The sequence below is a fragment of the Mycolicibacterium rhodesiae genome, assembly GCF_002086695.1.
GTDB classification, from domain to species: domain Bacteria; phylum Actinomycetota; class Actinomycetes; order Mycobacteriales; family Mycobacteriaceae; genus Mycobacterium; species Mycobacterium rhodesiae.
In genome coordinates, this window is record NZ_MVIH01000011.1 from 127,827 (window position 1) to 147,988 (window position 20,162).

Annotated in this window: 23 protein-coding genes; 7 read left to right on the forward strand and 16 right to left on the reverse strand. The window is 67.6% G+C overall.

From position 1 onward, the window contains the following. Window position 1 precedes the first annotated feature (1 nt). Window positions 2–1,216 carry a glucose-1-phosphate adenylyltransferase gene (glgC, locus tag BST42_RS21010; protein WP_083121252.1) on the forward strand — a complete coding sequence of 405 codons (1,215 nt, stop codon included), beginning with the start codon at window positions 2–4 and terminating at the stop codon, window positions 1,214–1,216. Here the strand turns inward: glgC and BST42_RS21015 are convergent. The 3 genes from BST42_RS21015 to BST42_RS21025 all read right to left on the reverse strand — a co-directional run bounded on the left by BST42_RS21015 (window position 1,213) and on the right by BST42_RS21025 (window position 3,582). Beyond that, a complete protein-coding gene (locus BST42_RS21015; RefSeq protein WP_237159534.1) occupies window positions 1,213–2,256 on the reverse strand; it encodes an NHL repeat-containing protein in 1,044 nt (347 codons plus the stop codon). The genes glgC and BST42_RS21015 overlap by 4 nt on opposite strands. Window positions 2,257–2,285: 29 nt before the next feature. Further along, window positions 2,286–2,879 (reverse strand): DUF4126 domain-containing protein, encoded by a 594-nt coding sequence (locus BST42_RS21020; RefSeq protein ID WP_083121253.1) that lies wholly within the window; start codon window positions 2,877–2,879, stop codon window positions 2,286–2,288. Between the two features lie 61 nt (window positions 2,880–2,940). Further along, a complete protein-coding gene (locus BST42_RS21025; RefSeq protein WP_083121254.1) occupies window positions 2,941–3,582 on the reverse strand; it encodes an NADPH-dependent F420 reductase in 642 nt (213 codons plus the stop codon). Between the two features lie 91 nt (window positions 3,583–3,673). On the opposite strand from BST42_RS21025, the gene BST42_RS21030 reads away from it, so the two are divergent. Then, window positions 3,674–4,246: a TetR/AcrR family transcriptional regulator gene (locus BST42_RS21030; protein WP_083121255.1), complete on the forward strand. Its 573-nt coding sequence runs from the start codon at window positions 3,674–3,676 to the stop codon at window positions 4,244–4,246. Here BST42_RS21030 and BST42_RS21035 read toward each other — a convergent pair. From BST42_RS21035 to BST42_RS21065, 7 genes are all read right to left on the reverse strand, one after another. Continuing rightward, window positions 4,206–4,571: a hypothetical protein gene (locus BST42_RS21035; RefSeq protein ID WP_083121256.1), complete on the reverse strand. Its 366-nt coding sequence runs from the start codon at window positions 4,569–4,571 to the stop codon at window positions 4,206–4,208. The two genes, BST42_RS21030 and BST42_RS21035, sit on opposite strands and share 41 nt — an antisense overlap. 94 nt (window positions 4,572–4,665) lie before the next feature. Continuing rightward, window positions 4,666–5,340, reverse strand: a complete 675-nt coding sequence (locus BST42_RS21040; protein ID WP_083121257.1) for a methyltransferase family protein — start codon at window positions 5,338–5,340, stop codon at window positions 4,666–4,668. Between the two features lie 7 nt (window positions 5,341–5,347). Continuing rightward, the gene (locus BST42_RS21045; protein ID WP_083121258.1) at window positions 5,348–6,937 is read right to left on the reverse strand and encodes an ABC transporter permease; all 1,590 of its coding nucleotides are present in this window, start codon (window positions 6,935–6,937) and stop codon (window positions 5,348–5,350) included. Next, the gene (locus BST42_RS21050) at window positions 6,934–7,857 is read right to left on the reverse strand and encodes an ABC transporter ATP-binding protein (protein WP_083121259.1); all 924 of its coding nucleotides are present in this window, start codon (window positions 7,855–7,857) and stop codon (window positions 6,934–6,936) included. The genes BST42_RS21045 and BST42_RS21050 overlap by 4 nt, the downstream gene beginning before the upstream one ends. Further along, the gene (locus BST42_RS21055) at window positions 7,823–8,500 is read right to left on the reverse strand and encodes a TetR/AcrR family transcriptional regulator (protein ID WP_083121260.1); all 678 of its coding nucleotides are present in this window, start codon (window positions 8,498–8,500) and stop codon (window positions 7,823–7,825) included. Before BST42_RS21055 ends, BST42_RS21050 begins: the two co-directional genes overlap by 35 nt. A 97-nt stretch (window positions 8,501–8,597) precedes the next feature. Next, window positions 8,598–9,023, reverse strand: coding sequence for a hypothetical protein (locus BST42_RS21060; RefSeq protein ID WP_133057495.1), 426 nt, complete (start codon window positions 9,021–9,023; stop codon window positions 8,598–8,600). A gap of 441 nt (window positions 9,024–9,464) precedes the next feature. Further along, window positions 9,465–10,130 carry an O-methyltransferase gene (locus BST42_RS21065; RefSeq protein WP_083121262.1) on the reverse strand — a complete coding sequence of 222 codons (666 nt, stop codon included), beginning with the start codon at window positions 10,128–10,130 and terminating at the stop codon, window positions 9,465–9,467. A 220-nt stretch (window positions 10,131–10,350) separates the two neighbouring features. Between BST42_RS21065 and sigE the strand changes: the two genes are divergently transcribed. The 4 genes from sigE (at window position 10,351) to tatB (ending at window position 13,674) form a co-directional block, all read left to right on the forward strand. Continuing rightward, entirely contained in the window at window positions 10,351–11,124 is a 774-nt protein-coding gene (sigE, locus tag BST42_RS21070; protein ID WP_083121263.1) for an RNA polymerase sigma factor SigE, read from the forward strand. A 133-nt stretch (window positions 11,125–11,257) separates the two neighbouring features. Further along, a complete protein-coding gene (gene rseA / locus BST42_RS21075) occupies window positions 11,258–11,692 on the forward strand; it encodes an anti-sigma E factor RseA (protein WP_083121264.1) in 435 nt (144 codons plus the stop codon). A 79-nt stretch (window positions 11,693–11,771) separates the two neighbouring features. Next, a complete protein-coding gene (gene htrA, locus BST42_RS21080) occupies window positions 11,772–13,271 on the forward strand; it encodes a serine protease HtrA (RefSeq protein ID WP_083121265.1) in 1,500 nt (499 codons plus the stop codon). A 4-nt stretch (window positions 13,272–13,275) separates the two neighbouring features. Then, window positions 13,276–13,674 carry a Sec-independent protein translocase protein TatB gene (gene tatB, locus BST42_RS21085; protein WP_083121266.1) on the forward strand — a complete coding sequence of 133 codons (399 nt, stop codon included), beginning with the start codon at window positions 13,276–13,278 and terminating at the stop codon, window positions 13,672–13,674. 14 nt (window positions 13,675–13,688) lie between these two features. On the opposite strand, the gene BST42_RS21090 is transcribed toward tatB, so the two are convergent. The 5 genes from BST42_RS21090 to BST42_RS21110 form a co-directional block, all read right to left on the reverse strand. Further along, on the reverse strand, window positions 13,689–14,831 hold the full coding sequence (locus BST42_RS21090; protein ID WP_083121267.1) for an Mrp/NBP35 family ATP-binding protein: 1,143 nt from the start codon (window positions 14,829–14,831) through the stop codon (window positions 13,689–13,691). A gap of 11 nt (window positions 14,832–14,842) precedes the next feature. Continuing rightward, window positions 14,843–15,484, reverse strand: a complete 642-nt coding sequence (locus tag BST42_RS21095; RefSeq protein WP_133057496.1) for a VC0807 family protein — start codon at window positions 15,482–15,484, stop codon at window positions 14,843–14,845. A 64-nt stretch (window positions 15,485–15,548) separates the two neighbouring features. Then, window positions 15,549–16,721, reverse strand: coding sequence for a lytic transglycosylase domain-containing protein (locus BST42_RS21100; protein ID WP_083121269.1), 1,173 nt, complete (start codon window positions 16,719–16,721; stop codon window positions 15,549–15,551). Between the two features lie 117 nt (window positions 16,722–16,838). Further along, window positions 16,839–17,393 (reverse strand): DUF1003 domain-containing protein, encoded by a 555-nt coding sequence (locus BST42_RS21105; RefSeq protein ID WP_083121270.1) that lies wholly within the window; start codon window positions 17,391–17,393, stop codon window positions 16,839–16,841. Further along, a complete protein-coding gene (locus BST42_RS21110) occupies window positions 17,390–18,697 on the reverse strand; it encodes a magnesium transporter MgtE N-terminal domain-containing protein (RefSeq protein WP_083121271.1) in 1,308 nt (435 codons plus the stop codon). The genes BST42_RS21105 and BST42_RS21110 overlap by 4 nt, the downstream gene beginning before the upstream one ends. Window positions 18,698–18,721: 24 nt before the next feature. Here BST42_RS21110 and BST42_RS21115 point away from each other — a divergent pair, with 24 nt between their 5' ends. Continuing rightward, on the forward strand, window positions 18,722–19,690 hold the full coding sequence (locus BST42_RS21115; RefSeq protein WP_083121272.1) for an HpcH/HpaI aldolase/citrate lyase family protein: 969 nt from the start codon (window positions 18,722–18,724) through the stop codon (window positions 19,688–19,690). Here BST42_RS21115 and BST42_RS21120 read toward each other — a convergent pair. Further along, a complete protein-coding gene (locus tag BST42_RS21120) occupies window positions 19,687–20,160 on the reverse strand; it encodes a DUF4190 domain-containing protein (RefSeq protein ID WP_083121273.1) in 474 nt (157 codons plus the stop codon). The two genes, BST42_RS21115 and BST42_RS21120, sit on opposite strands and share 4 nt — an antisense overlap. Between the last annotated feature and the right edge of the window lie 2 nt (window positions 20,161–20,162).

The following is a 20,162-nucleotide window of genomic DNA, read 5'->3' on the forward strand; positions in this document are numbered from 1 at the left end:
GATGAGGGAATTGCCACACGTGCTGGGCATCGTCCTGGCGGGCGGAGAGGGCAAACGGCTCTATCCGCTGACCGCAGACCGGGCCAAGCCGGCGGTTCCCTTCGGCGGCGCGTACCGCCTCATCGATTTCGTGCTCTCGAATCTGGTCAACGCGCGCTACCTCCGCATCTGCGTGCTCACCCAGTACAAGTCGCATTCGCTGGACCGGCACATCTCACAGAACTGGCGATTGAGCGGCCTGGCCGGTGAATACATCACGCCGGTTCCCGCCCAGCAGCGACTCGGCCCGCGCTGGTACACCGGCTCGGCTGACGCGATCTACCAGTCGCTGAACCTGATCTACGACGAGGATCCGGACTACATCGTGGTTTTCGGTGCCGACCACGTGTACCGGATGGACCCCGAGCAGATGGTGAAGTTCCACATCGAGAGCGGGGCAGGCGCCACCGTGGCCGGTATCCGGGTGCCCCGGGCCGAGGCGCACGCCTTCGGATGCATCGACGCCGACGAGTCCGGCCGCATCCGGGAGTTCGTCGAGAAGCCGGCCGACCCGCCGGGGACGCCCGATGATCCCGAGCAGACCTTCGTGTCGATGGGCAACTACATCTTCACCACGAAGGTGCTCATCGACGCCATCCGTGCCGACGCCGACGACGACAACTCCGATCACGACATGGGCGGCGACATCATCCCGCGGCTGGTGTCCGACGGCATGGCCGCGGTGTACGACTTCAGCAACAACGAAGTCCCCGGTGCCACCGAGCGCGACCACGGCTACTGGCGCGACGTCGGAACGTTGGATGCGTTCTACGACGCCCACATGGATTTGGTGTCGGTGCACCCGGTGTTCAACCTCTACAACAAGCGCTGGCCGATCCGCGGGGAGTCGGAGAACCTGGCGCCCGCGAAGTTCGTCAACGGCGGCTCGGCGCAGGAGTCCGTGGTCGGCGCCGGGAGCATCATCTCCGCGGCGTCGGTACGCAATTCGGTGCTGTCGAGCAACGTCGCGATCGAGGACGGCGCCATCGTCGAAGGCAGCGTGTTGATGCCCGGCGTGCGGGTGGGCCGCGGCGCGGTGGTCCGGCACGCCATCCTGGACAAGAACGTGGTCGTCGGCCCCGGTGAGATGGTCGGCGTGGATCTGGAGAAGGACCGCGACCGGTTCGCGATCAGCGCAGGCGGTGTGGTGGCCGTCGGCAAGGGCGTCTGGATCTAACCGGCCGGAAGCAGCTGCGGGCCGATGATCTGGACGCTGCTGTCGCCACCCCCGTCGCTGCCGGTCACCACGAGGGTGCCGGAATTCGGTTCGACGGCAACGGAGTTGGGCTGACGTACGGTGGTCACATCACCGAGGGTCCGGCTTTCCGCCGGGTCTGCGATATCGACCACCCGCACCACGTTCCGTTCGGTCAGCGTGGTGTAGAGCCGGTGGCGCCGGGCATCGTAGGCCAGCCCATAGGGTCTGCCCGGTGCGTCGATTCTGGCTACCTGGCTGATCTTCGGATCGACGCGTTCGATGAAGACGGCACCACCGTCGGTGTCGGCGAAGGCGGCCAGACCACCGGACAGCGAGATCGCGTGGGTGAGCTTGGCCCCCACCGGGGCCTGGGTGAGCAGCTCGTGGGTCGAGCCGTCGTACACCCACACCCCGTTGCCCTGGACGTCGGCGACGGCCGCGTAGTTGCCGACGGCCGCGACCCCACCGGGCTGCGGCGGGCCGGCGGGCAGCGACGCGACCACCCGACCGTCGCGGACGAACAGCACACCACCGCCGCCTTCGTTGGTCACCACGATCGTCCCCGATGATGTGGCCGCCGCGTCGTGCGGTTGCCGTCCGACGCCGGTGACGGTCGTGGTGATGCGGCCGTCGGCGAGGTTCAGTTCGAGTAGCTCATCGGTCCCCTCCAGCGGGGCCAGCACGGGGCCGTCCGGTCCGGCCAGGCTCAGGTGGCGCGCGGCGCTCGGCGTGGGGATCCGCTGGCGCTGCGTGCCGGTGGCGGCGTCGAACAGCACCACCTCATTGGGATCACGCGTCGCGACGGCCGCGATTCCCGACGCTCCGACGACGACGCCTTCCGGTGCGTTGCCCAGCGGGACGACGATGCCGACCGGCGCCGCGGTGGGTGGACCCGCCCTGGCCGGCTCGGCAGGCGGGGCGTGTGTCGTGGTGACCGGCTGGGGTTGACCGGCGCACCCGGCCGCCACCGAGCATCCGATCGCCAGCACGCACAGAGAAGTTCGGATGCGGTGACCCACGTGCGCACAGTGCCCCACCCAGGTGTCGGCTAAACCGGGCGTCGCGCAGCCTTGCGCCGTCGTCGGCGCCGCCACAGCGCGACCGCAGCCCACGCCAGCGCGATCATCACCACGAGCACCAGCGCCGGGATGAGTATCGCGATGAATACCAATGCGACGCTGACGATGTCCTCGATCGTGCTCAGCACCGGCGCAGCGGTGCCTGCCGAGGCGACGTTGGCCGCCGGGCGGACCGCCGTCTTGGTCAGGTGGACGACCAGGGCCGTGACGACACCGATCGCGACCGGAACCCACTGACCGGTTCGGGCGAACTCACCGGGGTCGGTGACCGCGGCGGTCTGCGCGGCGGTGCCCGACCCGAAGACGATGCCGCCGGCCGTCGGGCGGACGAAGGTCTGGACGGCGTCGTTCACCGAGTCGAGGGCCGGGATCTTGTCGGCGACGATCTCGATCAGCAGCAGGATCGCGACAATCGCGATCACCCAACCGTTCTCCAACCACGACCACCCGGCGGGCAAGGTGACGAGGTCGGTGAACCGGGCCAGCAGCGCAAGCGACAGCAGCGGGATGTAGGCGTTGAGGCCTGCGGCGGTGGCCAGCCCGAAGCCGGTCATCAGCTCCATCGCGCCTCCTCACGGCCGTGACGGTCTTCCCGTACAGGATGACGCGTCACCGCGCGGGGCGTCAGGCGTCGGTGAGATCCATGTCCGCGGGGCTGGCGCCACCGATGGGTTGTGAGATGAAGCTGCGAGTGGTCAGCGGTCCGCCGAACTGCTGCAGCAGACCACCCTGGTCGTTGCGCCCGAGGTCGATCGCTTCGAATCCGAACTGTTCGATGAGTGCGGCCACTTCGGCGTTGGCCTCCGCGTCATTGCCGGACACGAACAGCACGCGCCGACCACCGTGACCGTCGGCCGGTTCGTGGGCCAGCACTTTGGCCCAGGTGTGTCCGAACGCCTTGACCACCCGGGCGTTGGCCGACCACTTCTCGATAAGGTCCGAGGATGCCTGCCCGCCCAGGTCGGCCGGCGAAAAGGTGCTGTAGTCAATCGCATTGGTGGCATCGACGATGATGCGGCCGTTCCAATCGGGCACCTGTGCGACCAGACCCTCGACCGCGTCGAACGGCACGGCCAACACGACGACATCGGCAAGCAGCGCATCGGAGACTTCGGTGGGCACGATGTGCGAGCCCAGGGTGTCGGCCAGCGCCGTCACGCCTGCCGGTCCTCGCGAGGCGGCCACCGCGACGTCGAGGCCGATCCGCGCGAAGTGACCCGCGACGGCCGATCCGATATTGCCCGAGCCGATGATGGCATAGGTCATGTCAGCGCCCCACAGTTTTGTAGTAGTCATTAAAGTTATTTGTTGCGACGTTAGCAGAATCAGCGAAGAGGCGACGCCTAGTATCGACGCCATGGCTCGGCCCCCGAAGTTCGACCGCGCAGAAGCGTTGCGTCGCGCCATGCACCTGTTCTGGGAGCACGGATTCGAGGGCGCCTCCGTCAACGACCTCACCGAGGCGATGGGCATTTCCGCCCCGAGCCTTTATGCGGCCTTCGGTGACAAGCAAGCTCTCTACGACGCGGCGGTCGATCTCTACGAGCTGACCGCAGTGGTCCCACCCGCGCTGGAAGCGGCTACCGCCCGTGCGGCGTTCGAGATGATGTTGGATCGGGCGGTCGAGCTGTATACCCGGCCCGGTCACCCGCGCGGCTGCTTTGTGATCGCCGACCCATTGTTGCAGCAGCGCAGGGCAGTTGGGCGCTCGGCCATCGCCGATCGGTTGCGCCAGGCGCAACGAGCCGGCGACCTCGACCGGGAGGTGGACGTCGAGGCGCTCACCGATTACATCGACATGGTCCTGCGGGGTTTGTCGGCCAAGGCGCGAGATGGCGCCAGCCGCAAGCAACTGCGGGCCGCCGCAGATCTCGCGCTGCGTGCCTGGCCTAAGCGGGCGAAGCGCCGGGTTCCTTCGTCACCACCGTGAACAACTGGGCGATGCGCTCGTTCTCGACGATTGCGACGTCGAAGCCGGAGATCAACGGCTCGGTCCCGTCCGAATCGGGGGCGAAGACATCGAAGGCGAGAAACCCCATGTTGGCGGTCTGGTACACGGGTCCGGACTGGACGAAACTCAAGCCCGCAAGTGGGCCGTCAAGCAGTGCTTGAGCCTTCTCGTGCAGGCGATCCTGGCCGATGACGGTCTCGTCGGCATCCGACCACCGCACGTCCTGAGCATAATTGCGGCGAACGACCTCGAGTCGTTGTTGTGCATCGCGCTCGTTGAACACCGCCAGGAGATTCTCCTGCATGAGCCGAGTGATGGTCGGATTCAACGAGTTTCCTCTCCAGCGGACGCAAGGGATACTCGCTAAATTAAATGACCATGCAAGTTGGGTCAAGTGATCACCAGATCAGGGGCACCAGCCGGTAACGCACCTTCTGGGTGTACTGCCGATAGCCGTCCAGTTCCTCGGTGAGCATCTTCTCCTCGTCGACGATCCGCGCCGCCATCAACAACAACCCGACGATGACGAGCAGCAGGGCCCAATACGAGCCGAGCGCCAGCGCGATCCCGATCATCAGGATCACATTGCCGAAGTACATCGGATGGCGCACAACGCCGTACAGGCCGGTGCTCACCAGCGGTTGACCCTCCTCGACGGTGATGTTGGCCGAGGCGTAGTGGTTCTGAACCACCACCCACATCGCCAAGCCCAGACCGGCCGCCACCAGCACATCGCCGACAATCGACAACCAGGCAGGCACCAGCGACCAACCGAAGCGGTAGTCCAGGGCGGGCACCACCAGCATCGCGGCGAACACCAGGAACGTCCCGGCGATCACGACCTTCTGGACGGGCCGGGTCTCCGCCCTCACCCCGGCATGGGTGCGCCGTTCGAACGCTTCGGGATACTTGCGGCCCAGATACAGCGTCGGGCCAAGGCTCGCGACGCTGAACACCGCGAGGAAAGCCCAGCCCTGCCAATAGCTCAACGTCCCCGCGGGCACGAACAACAGCACAGCGAAGGCTGCGATGCCCACGATGGACGAGATCGCGATGCGAAGTGAGGTTCCCATGGTTCTCCTAGACGACGTCGCGGCGGCGATAGACGACACCGGCGATCAACGTGACCGCGACGGCGACCGCCACCATCACGCCCAGTGCCGCAACGGAAACCGATGACGGTGCGGTGGTACGCCCGACCGGCGAGGCCTCGATCAGCCATCGCGGCAACCGGAGCAGCGCACCGAGATACAACGCGACGACCACGAATGTCACTGCCAGCCAGCCGATGCCGGGATGACGCAGCGCGACACCGAGGGCGGCAATGGCGGCCATCACCGCCATCGCGGGCAGGAAGGCCAGCGCAGCCAAGGTCAACCGGAGGATCGTGGCGGGCTCGCCCAACGTCAGACCGGCACCGATGCCGTTGCCCAGGCCCGCGCAGGCCAGCAGCACTGCCGCACCGGTCAGGCCCGCCCCGACCGCAGACAACAACCACGCCCAGCGCGACACCGAACCCGCCAGCACGGCTTCGCCGATCCCGGACTCCTCGTCGCGGCGCAGCCGCACCACCACCGTGACCACATAGGCGGTGGTCGCCGCGGCAAGGAACTGCGTCATCGTGGTGTACACGCCGTTGGTGCCCTGCGTTGACAGCACCCGGGCCAGAAGCTCATTGCCTCTGGCCGCGTCCAGCAGTGACTTGGTCATCGAACCGAACGCCGCCCCGGCGATGAGCAGACCGACCGCCCAGCCCACTGTCAGGCCGCGGTGAATCACCAGCTGTAGTCCGAAGACCCCGCCGACCGGGCGCGCACGGGAGTGCTCGCCGGAGGACGCCAGGACGCCATCGTCGTACTGGCGGCGGCTCTCCAGCGCCACGGTGGCTGCGACCAAGATGACCGCCAGCGCGGCCAGGAGCCCCAGCGGCCACCAGCGCAACGCGACGAATGGGCGCATCTGCTGTGCCCACGCGATGGGGGAGAACCAGCTCAGCGCGCTGCCGGAGTTGTCGATGACATCGCCCGCGCCTCGCACCAGGACGGCCGCGGCGAGCGCCGCGAGTGCGGCGCCGCTGGCTGTTCTTGCCTGTCGCCACAATTGCGCGCTCAGCGCCGCGACGGCGCCGAAAACCGTTGCGACTGCGGTTATTCCCAAGCACATCGCTGCTGTGTCGACCACCGCGAAGCCGCTGGCGGCCATGGCGATCGTCATCGTCACCGACAGCACGGCGTTCACCAGTACGACGAGGATCAGGGCGGCGGCGGTGCGGGCGTGCCGACCGACGATCGAGGACAGCACGAGTTCGGCGGCGCCGCTCTCCTCTTCGGCACGGGTGTGGCGAATAACGGTCAGTATCGCCAGGATCGATGCCGCCACCATCAACGTCAGGGTCAGCTCGTTGGCCATCATGACGCCGAGGTCGGTCTCGTTGACCCCGAACATCGGACCGCCCAGCATGATTCCGGCGGGGGTCTTGAGTAGATCCACCCGGGCCTGGCGCTGCGCCACATCCGGGTATGCGAGTTTGATCGCATTGGGGGCGTACACCAACATCAGGGTCAGGGCCGAGATCCACGCGGTCAGCCGAACGCGGTCGCGACGCAGTGCGAAGCGAACCAGCGTGCCGGTCCCGGTCAGCCGGGTCGGGGCGGGGGCAGTCGCGATCATGATGCCGGCGTCCGGTATTCGCGCAGGAACAGGTCTTCCAGGGAGGCCGGTGTGACCGTCAGGTCCGCGATCCCGAGCTGGGTGAGATGCAGCATCGTCGCGTCCAGCACGTCGCGGCCGACGGTGAACCGAACCTGACCGTCGGCGATGTTCACATCGTGCAGGCCCGGCCATCGCGTCACGACGGTGGGATCGCGGTGGGTGCGTGCTGTCACGGTGGTGCGCATCAGGTGCTGGAGCTGGGCCAGTGGCCCGGATTGCACAGTGCGTCCGGCGCGGATGATGGTGACTGTGTCACAAACCTTCTCGACCTCGGCCAGGACGTGGCTGGAGAGCAGCACCGCCGCGCCGCGACCGGCGACTTCGCGGACACATTCCTGAAAGACGTTCTCCATCAACGGGTCGAGGCCCGACGTCGGCTCGTCGAGAATGTAGATGTCGGCGTCAGTGGCGAAGGCGGCCACCAGCGCCACCTTCTGACGGTTGCCCTTCGAGTACGTGCGGGACTTCTTGTTCGGGTCGAGTTCGAACCGCTGGATCAGCCAGTCCCGCCGGCGGGGGTCCGCACCACCGCGCAGTCCGCACAGGAAGTCGATCACCTGACCGCCGGTCAGGTTCGGCCACAGCGTCACATCCCCGGGAACGTAGGCGATGCGCCGGTGCAGCGCCACAGCGTCGTGCCACGGGTCACCGCCCAGCAGGCGCACGTGACCGCCGTCGGCGCGCAGCAACCCCAGCAGGATGCGGATGGTGGTGGACTTGCCCGCACCATTGGGACCAAGGAAGCCGGCGACCGAACCGGCCCGGACGGTCAAGTCCATGCCGTCCAGGGCCCGGGTTCGACCGAAAGTCTTGACCAGACTGTGGATTTCGACCGCCGCGGTGTCAGTCCGCGCTGTCGGTGCCGATGCCGTCGTCATGCTGTTCTCCCTCGGTGTGGGTCACAATCTCGCCGTGTGCGGCGAAGCTGTCGAACATCGTCGAATCGGTGAGCAGGCCCTCGGTGTAGATCTCGAGGGCGGGCAACATCATCTCGTTGGCGTAGTCGTGCAGAACGGCCCGTAAATCTGTTGGGTTGTCGTGCAATTGGAGGTAGAGCAGGAAAGCGCCGCCGCCTGCCATGCCGAGGTACTTCGCTCGCGCGGCCGGGTCGCGGCTCGGCCTGATGGTGCCGGCCCGGACGCCCTCGTCCAGGTAGCCCTCGACATTGGCGAACATGGTGCGCCAGAGGTTTCTGGCCAGCTCGCCGCCGGTCTGCATGCTGCGCACCAGGTAGGCCATCATCGGCGCGAACGACTCGATCTCGGCCGCCGCGGCCAGCCAGGTGGCCGGGTCGGTGGAACGGATCGTCTCGGATTTCTCGCTGCGGATCTCTTCGGCGATGAAGTCGTCGCACGCTTGGCGCAATCCGTCCTTCGACCCGAAGTGGTGGATGACGAGGCCCGGGCTCACCCCGGCCGCCTCGGCGATCGCCCGCACCCCGACGTCGAACCCGCGCGCGCCGAACAACTCGATGGCGGCGTCGCGAATCCGGGCCACCGTCGTCAGGTCCGTTGAACGCATGTTTAGGATGCTAAACACTTGTTCAATCGTTGGTCAAGCATCGACTGCGTCGACGTGTGGAGCCGGCGGTGGGGCGGTCGCCCGGTGCGGACGCCTCTCAGGCGGCAGTGCGCAAAGCGACTGTCTCGACAGCCACCGGTGCGGGCCGCGCTGCGCGGTTGAGCAGGATCTCGAATGTTCGGGCGGCGCCGATCGACCCGTAGGAGTACGGCTGGACGCGGTGCAGCGATGCGCCCGGAACACCGTCGATGTCGACGTGGACGCGATGAGTGCCGGGGTCGCCGGCCGAACCGGTCTCGGTCACAGTGGCCGCCAGGCCCGCCAGCGGGATTCGGACCGCGTCCCGGCGGTTGCCGACGATGAGCGAACTCTTCGTGATGCGCAGGTCACCCCACATTGCCAACACGCCCTCGCGGCGATTACGGCGACTTTGCGAGAGATCGAAAAACATCGCGGCAATTCCGAGGAGCGCAAAGGGCGCGAAGAATGTCGCCATCATCACGGGGCTTATCCGTGGATCCATGTTCTCCCCCCAGAAACACCGTGCGCTGTCGGCCGTTAACGGCTGGACATATCCCCGCAATATTTCTGCCTCACACCAACTTTGGCGTGAGGGTGCCCATGTGAGCTGCGCGGCAAACGTGTATCCGATGACCTTTGTCGATCGGAGTCGCCTGCAATCGCGATGACATCACGTTGCAAATCCTATTAATTCACAGGCGCGGAAAAGTGCACTTTAGGATAGTTTGCTGTAATTGCACCTGGTGGACTTATAGCAACGATTATCCGGCTGAGAAATTGCTTTGATGCGGGTAGTCGTAAACGCCAACCTGCCAAAATGTGGGTGGTTATCGCTGGTGAGATGGGTTTCTCGCGCCCCATTGAACGCGTGGTCATTGCCCAGTCTGCGCGGTCGACAGATTTCAGCAAACTTGGAACGGAAAGCGTCCGCGCACCTATCCGATCAGTCGCGGGCGGCGACCAGGATTCCGTCGCCCAGCGGAATCAGCACAGGGGTGAGGCGCTCGTCCTCGGCGATCAGCCGCGCGGCCTCACGCACGGCGGCGACCTCGGCGTCGTTGGCTGCCGGGTCGCCGGCGCGGCCGCCGAGCGCGGAACGATGCACGACGATGGCCCCGCCCGGGCGCAGCAGGCGGATGCCCTCGACGATGAAATCGGCCTGATCCGATGGCGCGGCGTCGAGAAACACCAGGTCATAGGACTCGTCGGCCAACCGGGTGAGGACTTCCTGGGCGCGTCCGGCGATCAGCCGGGTGCGCGACGGGCCGATGCCGGCCTCGGTGAACGCCTGCTTGGCGATGCGCTGATGCTCGGGCTCGATGTCGATGGTGGTCAGGACACCGTCGTCACGCATTCCCGACAGCAGCCACAGCCCACTGACGCCGGCACCGGTGCCCACCTCGACAACTGCTTTGCCGCCAGACAGCCGGGCCAGTACGCTGAGCAGCGCTCCGACCGCCGGTGTCACCGCTCCGGCGCCGGCGTCCACGGCTCGCTCCCGGGCAGCCGCGACGATGGCGTCCTCGGAGATCGAGCCCTCGGCATGGGCGAGTATCCGGTCGGCGCGGCTGGCCTCCGGCTGGCCTGTTTGGTCCTCGGTGGTGGCCATTCTCAGCAGCGTAGGCGCAGTTGGATCGGCGGGTGGGCAGGCGCGCCCGGCGCCGGTGAGTACCGAACCGGCCGGTCCGAGGTGTGCGGGCTGGACGTCAAGGGTGACGCGCCGTCCGGCAGTGAAAGAGCTGGACACGAATAGATAACAAAAGTATTTCTTAGTCAAACCTTAGTTAGCTCAAATCGCCCCCACACCGGACTGGGGAACGGTAGCGGGCATGGAACAGAGCCCCCGCTGGTCGGGGAATATGCCCGACAACGGTCGCGTTGTCAGGCTTGATGCGGTCGACGGCACCCAGCCGTCAACGCAGGTCAACCAGGAGGATCCGACGACCACCACATTGATGGCTCCGGCGCATATGTCGCACCCCGAGCAGTTGGGGGAAGCCGAGTGGGTTGAACCGTCCGAGGAACTGCAGGGCACCGCGGTGTTCGATGCCACCGGCGACCGGACGGCCATGCCGTCCTGGGACGAGCTGGTTCGGCAGCACGCCGACCGGGTGTACCGGCTGGCGTATCGCTTGTCGGGCAATCAGCAGGATGCCGAGGACCTCACCCAGGAGACCTTCATCAGGGTGTTCCGCTCAGTGCAGAACTACCAGCCCGGCACGTTCGAAGGCTGGCTGCACCGCATCACCACCAACCTGTTCCTCGACATGGTCCGTCGCCGCGGCCGCATCCGTATGGAGGCGTTGCCGGAGGATTACGACCGGGTTCCCGCCGACGAGCCCAACCCCGAGCAGATCTTCCATGATTCGCGCCTGGGTGCGGATCTGCAGGCTGCACTCGATTCGTTGGCGCCGGAGTTCCGCGCCGCCGTCGTTCTGTGCGACATCGAGGGTCTGTCCTACGAGGAAATCGGTGCGACGCTCGGCGTCAAGCTGGGCACCGTGCGCAGCCGCATCCACCGCGGTCGCCAGGCGCTCCGCGACTACCTGGCGGCCCATTCCGGCCAGCGGACATTGGCTGACTTCACCGCCGAATCGGCGTAGACCGACGGGCAGCGGCCAAACTGTGGCCGGCATGTCATGTCACCGAGGGTTTCGCGCGCTACATTCGATCTAGCGGCGCAGCACCAGCGAGGTATCAACTCGTGCTGACGCGAACCCCGAGAGGAGCGCAGTGATGGTCGACCGTGGACACATGTTCCGTCGAGCATTTTCCTGGTTGCCCTCACAGTTCGCCTCCCAGAGTGACGCGCCCATCGGGGCACCGCGGCAATTCGGCTCCACCGAGCATCTGTCCATCGAAGCGATCGCCGCGTACGTCGACGGCGAGTTGCGGATGAAGTCGTACCTGCGGGCGGCGCACCATCTGTCGCTGTGCCCGGAGTGTGCGGCCGAGGTGGAGGGCCAGAGTCAGGCCCGCACGGCGTTGCGGGATTCCCTTCCGATCAATATGCCCAGCAGCTTGTTGGGGCTGTTGTCGCAGATCCCGCAGGCGGCGCCGGACGCCACGGGCGCGCCGGACGGCCGGAGCAGCCCCGGCGGTGACATCGACTCCGGACTCGCCGATCAGTTAGCTGAACGCACAGACCGTGACCGGCGTAAGCGCCGGTAGGGTGGATGTGAAATCGGGCAGAGTCGTGCCCGGTCCCACAGCGCGCGCTCGCGGCTGAGCGCTTGGATAGAGGTTGAACTTGAGCCCCAATCAGGACAACTCCGGCAGCAGCCCCCGGCTGGCACCGCGTCCGGTCTCCCGGCCTGCGGTCGATCCGGCCGCCACCCGCACGTTCGGGCGCCCCCAGGGTGTCGACGGCTCGTTCGTGGCCGAGGAGTTGCGTCCCGCCAAGTTCCGCGGGCAGGTCGAATTCCAGCCCAAGGACCACGTCCCGGACCCGGTGCTGGGGGAGGCGTTCGGCAGGCCCTACCCGGGCGGCGACTCGCTTCAGCGGCACCCCGCCGACGCCGGGGCGCTCGACGCTGAGCGCGATGACGATTCCGACGACGTCGACGATCCCTGGCGGGATCCGGGCGCCGCGGCCGCTCTCGGTACGCCGGCACTGCAACAGGCGGCACCCGCCGTGGCGGCCGGGCCCACCGGCAAGCTCGGCGTGCGTGACGTGCTGTTCGGCGGGCGGGTGTCCTACGTCTCGCTGGCGGTGTTGGGCATCATCGCGCTGCTGATCGGGTTCGCCGGCGGCTGGGTGGGCCGCAAGACGGCAGAGGTCGTCGAGGCGTTCACCACGTCGAAGGTCTCGCTGGCCACCAACAGCACCGGTGAGGTGCCGCCCGGCCGGTTCGCCAAGGTCGCCGCGTCGGTCGCCGATTCCGTCGTCACCATCGAGGCCGTCAGCGACGACGAGGGCGCCCAGGGCTCAGGCGTCGTCGTCGACGGCCGCGGCTACATCGTCACCAACAACCACGTGATCTCCGACGCGGCCAACAATCCGAGCAAGTTCAAGATCTCGGTCGTGTTCAACGACGGGAAATCGGTGCCTGCCAACCTCGTCGGCCGTGATCCCAAGACCGACCTGGCCGTGCTCAAGGTCGACAACGTCGACAACCTGACGGTGGCCCGCTTCGGGGACTCCGACAAGGTTCATGTCGGTGACGAGGTGATCGCCGCCGGCGCACCGCTGGGGCTGCGCAGCACCGTCACCCACGGCATCATCAGCGCGTTGCACCGGCCCATCCCGCTCTCGGGTGAGGGTTCGGACACCGACACCGTCATCGATGCCATCCAGACCGACGCCTCGATCAACCACGGCAACTCCGGTGGCCCGCTGATCAACATGAACTCTGAAGTGATCGGCATCAACACCGCCGGAAAGTCGTTGTCCGACAGTGCAAGTGGCCTCGGGTTCGCGATCCCGGTCAACGAGGTCAAGCAGACCGTCGAGGCGCTCATCAAGGATGGCAAGGTCGCGCACCCGACGCTCGGGCTCTCGGCGCGCTCGGTCAGCAACGACCTCGCGCAGGGCGCTCAGGTGGCCAACGTCAAGGCGGGCAGTCCCGCCGAGAAGGCCGGCATCCTCGAGAACGACATCGTGGTCAAGGTCGGCAATCGCACGGTGGCCGACGCCGACGAGTTCGCGGTCGCCATCCGTCAGCTCAAGATCGGTCAGGACGCGCCCATCGAGGTCATCCGCGACGGCCGCAAGGTCACGCTGACGGTGAACCCCGCGCCGGACAACTGACCCGATGTTCGCGAACGTCGGCTGGGGCGAAATGCTCGTGCTGCTGGTCATCGGGCTGGTGGTCCTCGGCCCCGAGCGGTTGCCGGGCGCCATTCGGTGGACGTCGAATTCGTTGCGGCAGGCCCGCGACTACATCAGTGGCGCCACCAGCCAGCTCCGCGACGACCTCGGGCCCGAGTTCGAGGATCTACGCCAGCCGCTGAGCGAGCTGCAGAAGCTTCGCGGTATGACGCCGCGGGCCGCGCTCACCAAACACCTTCTCGACGGCGATGATTCGTGGATTGGTGAGGCTTTCCAGTCACCGGAGAAGCCGCACAGCGCGCCGCCACCGCAGGCGGTGGCACCCAAGCCCGAGCCGTTGCCGCCCGGCACGCCCGCGCCTTTCGACGCCGACGCCACCTAGCCGGCGACAGTCGCCTACAGGTGGCGCGTGGTGTCCAGGCCCAGCGACATCCCGGCCAGCCCGCGCCGTCGTGCCGCCAGCTTGTCGGCGATGCCGCGCAATTCCTTGCCGGCCGCCGAATCGGGCGCTGAAAGGGCAAGCGGGACACCGGAATCGCCGGCAGCCACCAACGCCGGGTCCAGCGGCACCTGTCCGAGCAACGGCACATCGGCGCCGACCGAACGGGTGAGACTCTCGGCGACCTGGCGGCCGCCGCCTTCGCCGAAGATCTGCATCGTGGTGCCGTCCGGCATCAGCAGCCCCGACATGTTCTCCACCACGCCGACGATGCGCTGGCGGGTCTGCAGCGCGATCGCCCCGGCGCGTTCGGCGACCTCGGCGGCGGCGAGCTGCGGCGTCGTCACCACCAGGATCTCGGCGCCCGGAACCAGCTGAGCCACCGAGATCGCCACGTCGCCGGTACCCGGCGGCAGGTCGAGCAGCAGCACGTCGAGATCGCCCCAGTACACATCGGCAAGGAACTGCTGCAGCGCCCGGTGCAACATCGGGCCCCGCCACACCACCGGGGCGTTGCCCTGGGTGAACTGGGCGATCGAGATGACCTTCACGTCGTGGGCGACCGGGGGCAGGATCATCGACTCGACCTGGGTGGGACGGTCGTCGGTGCCCATCATGCGCGGCACCGAGTGGCCGTAGATGTCGGCGTCGAGCACGCCGACCGACAGGCCGCGAGCCGCCAGCGCCGCGGCCAGGTTGACCGTCACGCTCGACTTGCCGACACCGCCCTTCCCGGAGGCGACGGCGTACACCCGGGTCAGCGAGCCGGGCTGGGCGAACGGGATCACCGGTTCGGGCGCATCGCCGCGCAGCTGCTTGCGAAGTTCGGTGCGCTGCTCGTCGTTCATCACATCGAGCGCGACAGTCACCGCCGCGGTGCCCGGGACATCGGCGACGGCCTGGGTCACCCGCTCGGTGATCTCGGTCTTCTTCGGGCACGCCGACGTGGTCAGGTAGACCTCGACGTGCACGGCGCCGTCGTCGGCGACCGAGATGCTCTTGACCATGTTGAGCTCGGTGATCGGCTTGCGCAGCTCGGGATCGATCACTTTGCCCAGCGCAATGCGCACCTGGGTCTGCAGTTCGTTCTTTTCGGACATCAGGGCCGAGTCTAGGTTGTGCGACTCCTGTCAGCGGAAACGGCCTGAGTACCGACGCGGCGCCCGACGATGATGGTCGCCATCACCAGGACGCCGATGACGACGATGGTGATCACCGAGTTGACGCCGTTGGCGGTGTCGACTGAGAACATGCCGATGACGATCAGCCGGATCGCGACCTCGAGCAGGAGACCGAGACCCCACATCGCGGAGAGCCGGACATGGATGCGGCGGCGGCGGTCGGCGTCTGCGCCCTCGGGTTCCTCGTCGGGGTTGCCGAATCGGTCACTGACGACTTGCGTCAATGGCGTACCGATCACGCAGCTGCCCAGGAAGATCAGTCCGCCGATTCCGTTGACGACGGTGTTGCCGACCAGCACCAGTTTGGGATCTGTCGTGGACAGTCCGACGGCAAGGCTGAGCCCGAAGGTCAGCAATAGATAGACGGCGAACGGGTCGAGGCGCCGGGCTCTGACCACGCTGTAGATCACTCGCAGCCCGGACAACACCGTGGCCGACAGCAGGGCGATGTACTCGGACACTCCCGCTGCGCGCAGTCCGTAATACGCAATCAGCGGCGGTGCGACGTCAGTCACGACGGTCGTGAGCACGGGGCTCATCGACCGCCGTTGCGCCGGGTTGCGTTGGCTCACAACGCGTTAGGTTATCGCCGCTGTCTGTCGGGTCGCTGTGCGAACCCGGACAGCGGGTGGGTGGCTAGCTGGCCGGGCCCGGAAGCGCGCCGTGCACGGCAGGCAGCGGCGCCACCGGTACCTCGGCGACCGGCTCGGGAGCGGGCGGCGGGGGCGGCAACAGCCAGGGCGGCTGCCACGGGGGCGGAGCGTCCGGCATCGCCTGAGGCTGTGCGGCCACCGGCGGGGGAGCCTGCGAGCCAAGGCAGATCACCTGGCACGGCTGCGACGGCAGCTCGCTGGCCGGGCCGGGCAGCGGGCCGAGCGCCAGCGATCCGGCGGTCTCGGTGTTGTTGATGCTCAGCTGCGCCAGCGGATCGGTCGGCGGCAACCCGATGGCATTGAGCGGCAGGCCCGGACCCAGGCCCTCCGGGTTCTCCAGGTGGGCGTCCCCGAGAGCGGGCGCAGGCCCGACGATCGGCGGCAGGTTGATCGGCTCGACGCCGGTGGCGTAGGCGGCGGCCCAACCCAGCACGTTCTGGGCGTAGGCCATCGAGTTGTTGTAGCGCAGGATCGCGGTCAGCACCTGCGACTGGTTGCGCAGGTTCAGCCCGCCGCTGCACAGGTAGCGGGCCGCGGCCAGCGCGGCGTCGTAGACGTTCTGCGGATCGGCCTTGCCGTCGCCGTCGCCGTCGGCGGCGTACCGCGACCAGGTACCCGGCAGGAACTGCATGGGGCCCATCGCACGCGCGTACACCGGGCGGCCGGCCTGGACCGTCTGCACGATGACTTCGTTGCCCGACAGGGTGCCGTCCAGCGTCGGGCCGTAGATCGGGTTGATCGCGGTGCCCCGGACGTCGGTGGCGCCGCCGTTGGCGTGCATGGACTCGATGCGCCCGATGCCGGCCAGCAGGTTCCAGCTCAGCCCGCAGCCCGGGGCGGCCACGGACATCTTCTGTTCGGCATTGCGGTAGGCCGCCAGCGGAACCGACGGGATGCGCAGCGATCCGATGGAGCTGACCACCATCGCCGGCGGCGGAGCCGACGGAGTGGCCGCGGCGAAGTGAAAGTTGGTGGGCTGCTTGGTCAGAGCGACGACGGTGACACCCGAGGTGTCGACTTGCGGTGACACCGCGGCCAGCGGCATGACTTCCTTGCCGACCACCGGCGCGTGCGGCAGGTCGGGGGCCGCGCTCACCGCTCCGGCAAGCACGACCGGGGTGAGCACAGCAATTCCGAACGCAGGCTTCCGCACCATCCGGCTGACGCGGTTTCCTATCCCCACTCGTCCGTCCTCAGATCATGCCGCCTGTGTGAACCAAGTCACCATACATATCTTCGTGACCTCAGTGGTATCCAATGGTCACCTTTGTCACTAACTCACCTCGTCGCCGACGGGCTCGACGGCCGGCCGGGCCTTCTTGGCTTTGTCCTTCTTGGCCTTGCCGCCGTTGTCGGACTGCAGCGATTCCAGCAATTCGCGAATTTCTTCGAGCTCGCGGCGCAGGTAGTCGCGGGTGGCCACCTCACCGACCGCCAACCGCAGCGATGCCAGCTCGCGCGCCAGGAACTCGGTGTCGGCTTTGGTCTGCTGAGCGCGCCGGCGGTCTTCCTCCAGCGACACCCGGTCGCGGTTCTCCTGCCGGTTCTGCGCCAGCAGGATCAGCGGGGCGGCGTAGGCGGCCTGGGTGGAGAACGCCAGGTTGAGCAGGATGAACGGGTAAGGATCCCACCGCACGCTCACCGCGAACAGGTTCAATGCGATCCAGACGACGACCAGGATCGTCTGCCAGGCGAGGTAGCGTCCGGTGCCGAGGAAGCGGGCGATCGATTCACTGAACCGGCCGACGGCCTCCGGATCGACGTTGAACGACAGCCGGCGCGACGAGCGGGGGGTGTCGAGGCGTTGGCGCGCGGACAGGTCGCTCACGTCGTCCCCTCTGCGCTGGTCGCCTGCTCGGACAGTTGTGGATCCTCGTAGCTTTCCCGCCAGTCGTCGGGCAGCAGATGGTCGAGCACGTCGTCGACGGTCACCGCGCCGAGCAGGTGGTTCTCCTCGTCGACCACGGGACCGCAGACCAGGTTATAGGCGGCGAAGTAGCGCGTCACCCCGGCCAGGGACGTGTTCGGGGTGCAGCTGGGCAGGTCGGTGTCCACGATTCCGCTGACCAGATTGGCAGGCGGTTCGCGCAGCAGCGCCTGCAGGTGCACACAGCCCAGGTAGCGGCCGGTGGGGGTGGCCGTCGGGGGCCGCACCACGAACACCAGCGACGCCAGCGCCGGGGTCAGGTCGGGGTCCCGCACCCGGGCCAGCGCTTCGGCGACCGTGGTGTCGGGCGCGAGTACCACCGGGTCGGAGGTCATCAGACCGCCCGCGGTGTCCGGGGAGTGACTCAGCAGGCGGCGCACCGGCTCGGAGTCCTCGGGATCCATCCGGCGCAGCAGCACCTCGGCCTCGGTCGGATTCAGCACACCGAGAAGGTCGGCGGCGTCGTCGGGATCCATCGCCTCCAGCACGTCGGCCGCTCGTTCGGTGTCCAGCTGCAGCAGCAGGACGGTCTGGTCGTCCTCGGGCAGCTCCTGGAGGATGTCGGCCACTCGCTCGTCGTCGAGCGCGTTGATCAGCTCGGTGCGGCGCTTGGCGGGCAGATCGCGGATCGCGTCGGCCACCTCGATCGGGCGCTGGCCTTCGAACTGGTGCAGCAGCTGGGCCACGCCCTGGCCGGGCATCGACAGCGCCGACGGGGTCAGGCCGGCCACGTTGTGCCAGTCCACCACCTGGATCGTCGAGCGTCGGCCCAGCCTGCGGTGGCTGCGCACCGCGACCCGGGTGACCACCCAGTCCCGGACGCGGGACTGCTCGATACCCAGGTCGACGACGATGACGTCCACACCGGACATCTGCGGCAGCTCGGGATCGTTGACCCGCACCCGGCTGTCGAGGACCTGGCCGAGCACCAGAACCTCGCCGGGCCGCTGCGCGAAGCGGCGCAACGACACATTGCCGGTGGTGAGGGTGACGGCGTTCGGCTCGATCGCGGTGACTCGCAGTATGGGAACGAAAATTCTTCGGCGAGTGAGCATTTCGACCACCAGGCCCAGGACGCGCGGTTGCTGGCGGACGATGCTCATACTGATGACGACGTCGCGAACCCGGCCGAGGGATTCGCCGTCCGGACCGAGCACGGCCAGTCCCGCCAGCCGCGCCGCGTACACCCTGTTCACCGACGCCATGAGTCAAAGGGTAGGAGTGTAAGCGTGGAGAACGCGTATCGGCCCCGTCGAACCTGCTTGTCGGTTCCGGGCAGCAGTCTCAAGATGATCGAGAAGGCCAAGGCGTTGCCTGCCGACGAGGTGTTCCTCGACCTCGAGGACGCGGTCGCGCCAGATGCCAAGGCGCAGGCCCGCAAACAGGTCGGCGCGGCGTTGGCGGGCCCGGGCTGGGCGGGTCAGCTGCGGGGCGTGCGGGTCAACGACTGGACCACGCCGTGGACCTACTCCGACGTGATCGACGTGGTGTCCGAGGTGGCCTCGGCCCGCGACGGGCACCTCGATGTCATCGTGTTGCCCAAGGTGACCGAGGCCGCCCACGTCCACGCCCTCGACCTGTTGCTGACCCAGCTCGAGCGCACCCACGGTCTGCCGGTCGGGCGGATCGGTGTGGACGCGCAGATCGAAGATGCCAAGGGGCTGGCCAACATCCACGCGATCGCCGCCGCGCCGCGGGTGCAGGCGCTGGTGCTCGGCCCGGCCGATTTGATGGCCAGTCTGAACATGCGCACCCTGGTGGTGGGTGAGCAGCCGGAGGGTTACGACGTCGGTGATGCGTATCACCACGTGTTGATGACGATCCTTATCGCCGCCCGCGCGCACGGCATCGCCGCGATCGACGGACCGTATCTGAAGGTGCGCGACGTCGACGCGTTCCGGCGGGTGGCCGGGCGGGCGGCGGCGCTGGGATACGACGGCAAATGGGTGCTGCATCCGGATCAGATCGAGGCCGGCAACGAGATCTTCAGTCCGCGCCAAGCCGAATACGACCGCGCCGAGCTGATCCTGGAGGCGTACGACTGGCACACATCGACGGCGGGCGGGGCCCGCGGCGCGGTGATGCTCGGCGACGAGATGATCGACGAAGCCAGCCGCAAGATGGCGCTGGTGGTCGTCGGCAAGGGCCGGGCGGCCGGCATGCAACGCCAGGGCGAGCGGTTCGTCCCGCCGAGCTAATAGCTGCTGGGTGACGTCGTGGTACTGGCCGCGAGGATCACGACGAACGCGATGTAGAGCACGATCAGGGCGATGATCACGGCGCCGATGGCCACGCCGGCGACCGCGAGCCCGAAGCCGTCCTGCCCGGTGCGCTTGGTTTCGCGCATCGCGACGATCCCCAGGATGATGCCGGCGATCGAAGGCAGCCCGCAGAGCAGCAGACCGGCCAGCGAGGTCACCAACGCCGCGATGGCTTTTCCGTTGGTGCCGGGCGGCTTGGTCGGCCGGTACGGGTCGTAGGGATCGCCATAACCGGGGTAGCCGGGGTAGCCGGGCGGCGGGTAGGGGTAGCCCGGGTACGCCGCCGGCGCGGGGTAGGGCGCCGGATACACCGGCGGTGGCATCGCGGGGAAGTTCGACGGATAGTCCAGCGGCGCGTACGGATCAGCCGGTGGCGGTGTGCCTTCCGGGTGCGGGGGATAGGTCATCG

Bases quoted from the DNA above. Each gene is read 5' to 3' on its own strand.
- sigE (WP_083121263.1), top strand. From the start codon at position 10,351: ATGGAACAGAGCCCCCGCTGGTCGGGGAATATGCCCGACAACGGTCGC.
- BST42_RS21020 (WP_083121253.1), bottom strand. From the start codon at position 2,879: ATGGAGCTGATGACCGGCTTCGGGCTGGCCACCGCCGCAGGCCTCAAC.
- BST42_RS21100 (WP_083121269.1), bottom strand. From the start codon at position 16,721: ATGGTGCGGAAGCCTGCGTTCGGAATTGCTGTGCTCACCCCGGTCGTG.
- BST42_RS21035 (WP_083121256.1), bottom strand. From the start codon at position 4,571: ATGCAGGAGAATCTCCTGGCGGTGTTCAACGAGCGCGATGCACAACAA.
- BST42_RS21045 (WP_083121258.1), bottom strand. From the start codon at position 6,937: ATGATCGCGACTGCCCCCGCCCCGACCCGGCTGACCGGGACCGGCACG.
- glgC (WP_083121252.1), top strand. From the start codon at position 2: ATGAGGGAATTGCCACACGTGCTGGGCATCGTCCTGGCGGGCGGAGAG.
- BST42_RS21030 (WP_083121255.1), top strand. From the start codon at position 3,674: ATGGCTCGGCCCCCGAAGTTCGACCGCGCAGAAGCGTTGCGTCGCGCC.
- BST42_RS21050 (WP_083121259.1), bottom strand. From the start codon at position 7,857: ATGACGACGGCATCGGCACCGACAGCGCGGACTGACACCGCGGCGGTC.
- BST42_RS21060 (WP_133057495.1), bottom strand. From the start codon at position 9,023: ATGGATCCACGGATAAGCCCCGTGATGATGGCGACATTCTTCGCGCCC.
- rseA (WP_083121264.1), top strand. From the start codon at position 11,258: ATGGTCGACCGTGGACACATGTTCCGTCGAGCATTTTCCTGGTTGCCC.
- BST42_RS21025 (WP_083121254.1), bottom strand. From the start codon at position 3,582: ATGACCTATGCCATCATCGGCTCGGGCAATATCGGATCGGCCGTCGCG.
- BST42_RS21040 (WP_083121257.1), bottom strand. From the start codon at position 5,340: ATGGGAACCTCACTTCGCATCGCGATCTCGTCCATCGTGGGCATCGCA.
- BST42_RS21110 (WP_083121271.1), bottom strand. From the start codon at position 18,697: ATGGCGTCGGTGAACAGGGTGTACGCGGCGCGGCTGGCGGGACTGGCC.
- BST42_RS21055 (WP_083121260.1), bottom strand. From the start codon at position 8,500: ATGCGTTCAACGGACCTGACGACGGTGGCCCGGATTCGCGACGCCGCC.
- BST42_RS21090 (WP_083121267.1), bottom strand. From the start codon at position 14,831: ATGTCCGAAAAGAACGAACTGCAGACCCAGGTGCGCATTGCGCTGGGC.
- BST42_RS21120 (WP_083121273.1), bottom strand. From the start codon at position 20,160: ATGACCTATCCCCCGCACCCGGAAGGCACACCGCCACCGGCTGATCCG.
- tatB (WP_083121266.1), top strand. From the start codon at position 13,276: ATGTTCGCGAACGTCGGCTGGGGCGAAATGCTCGTGCTGCTGGTCATC.
- BST42_RS21065 (WP_083121262.1), bottom strand. From the start codon at position 10,130: ATGGCCACCACCGAGGACCAAACAGGCCAGCCGGAGGCCAGCCGCGCC.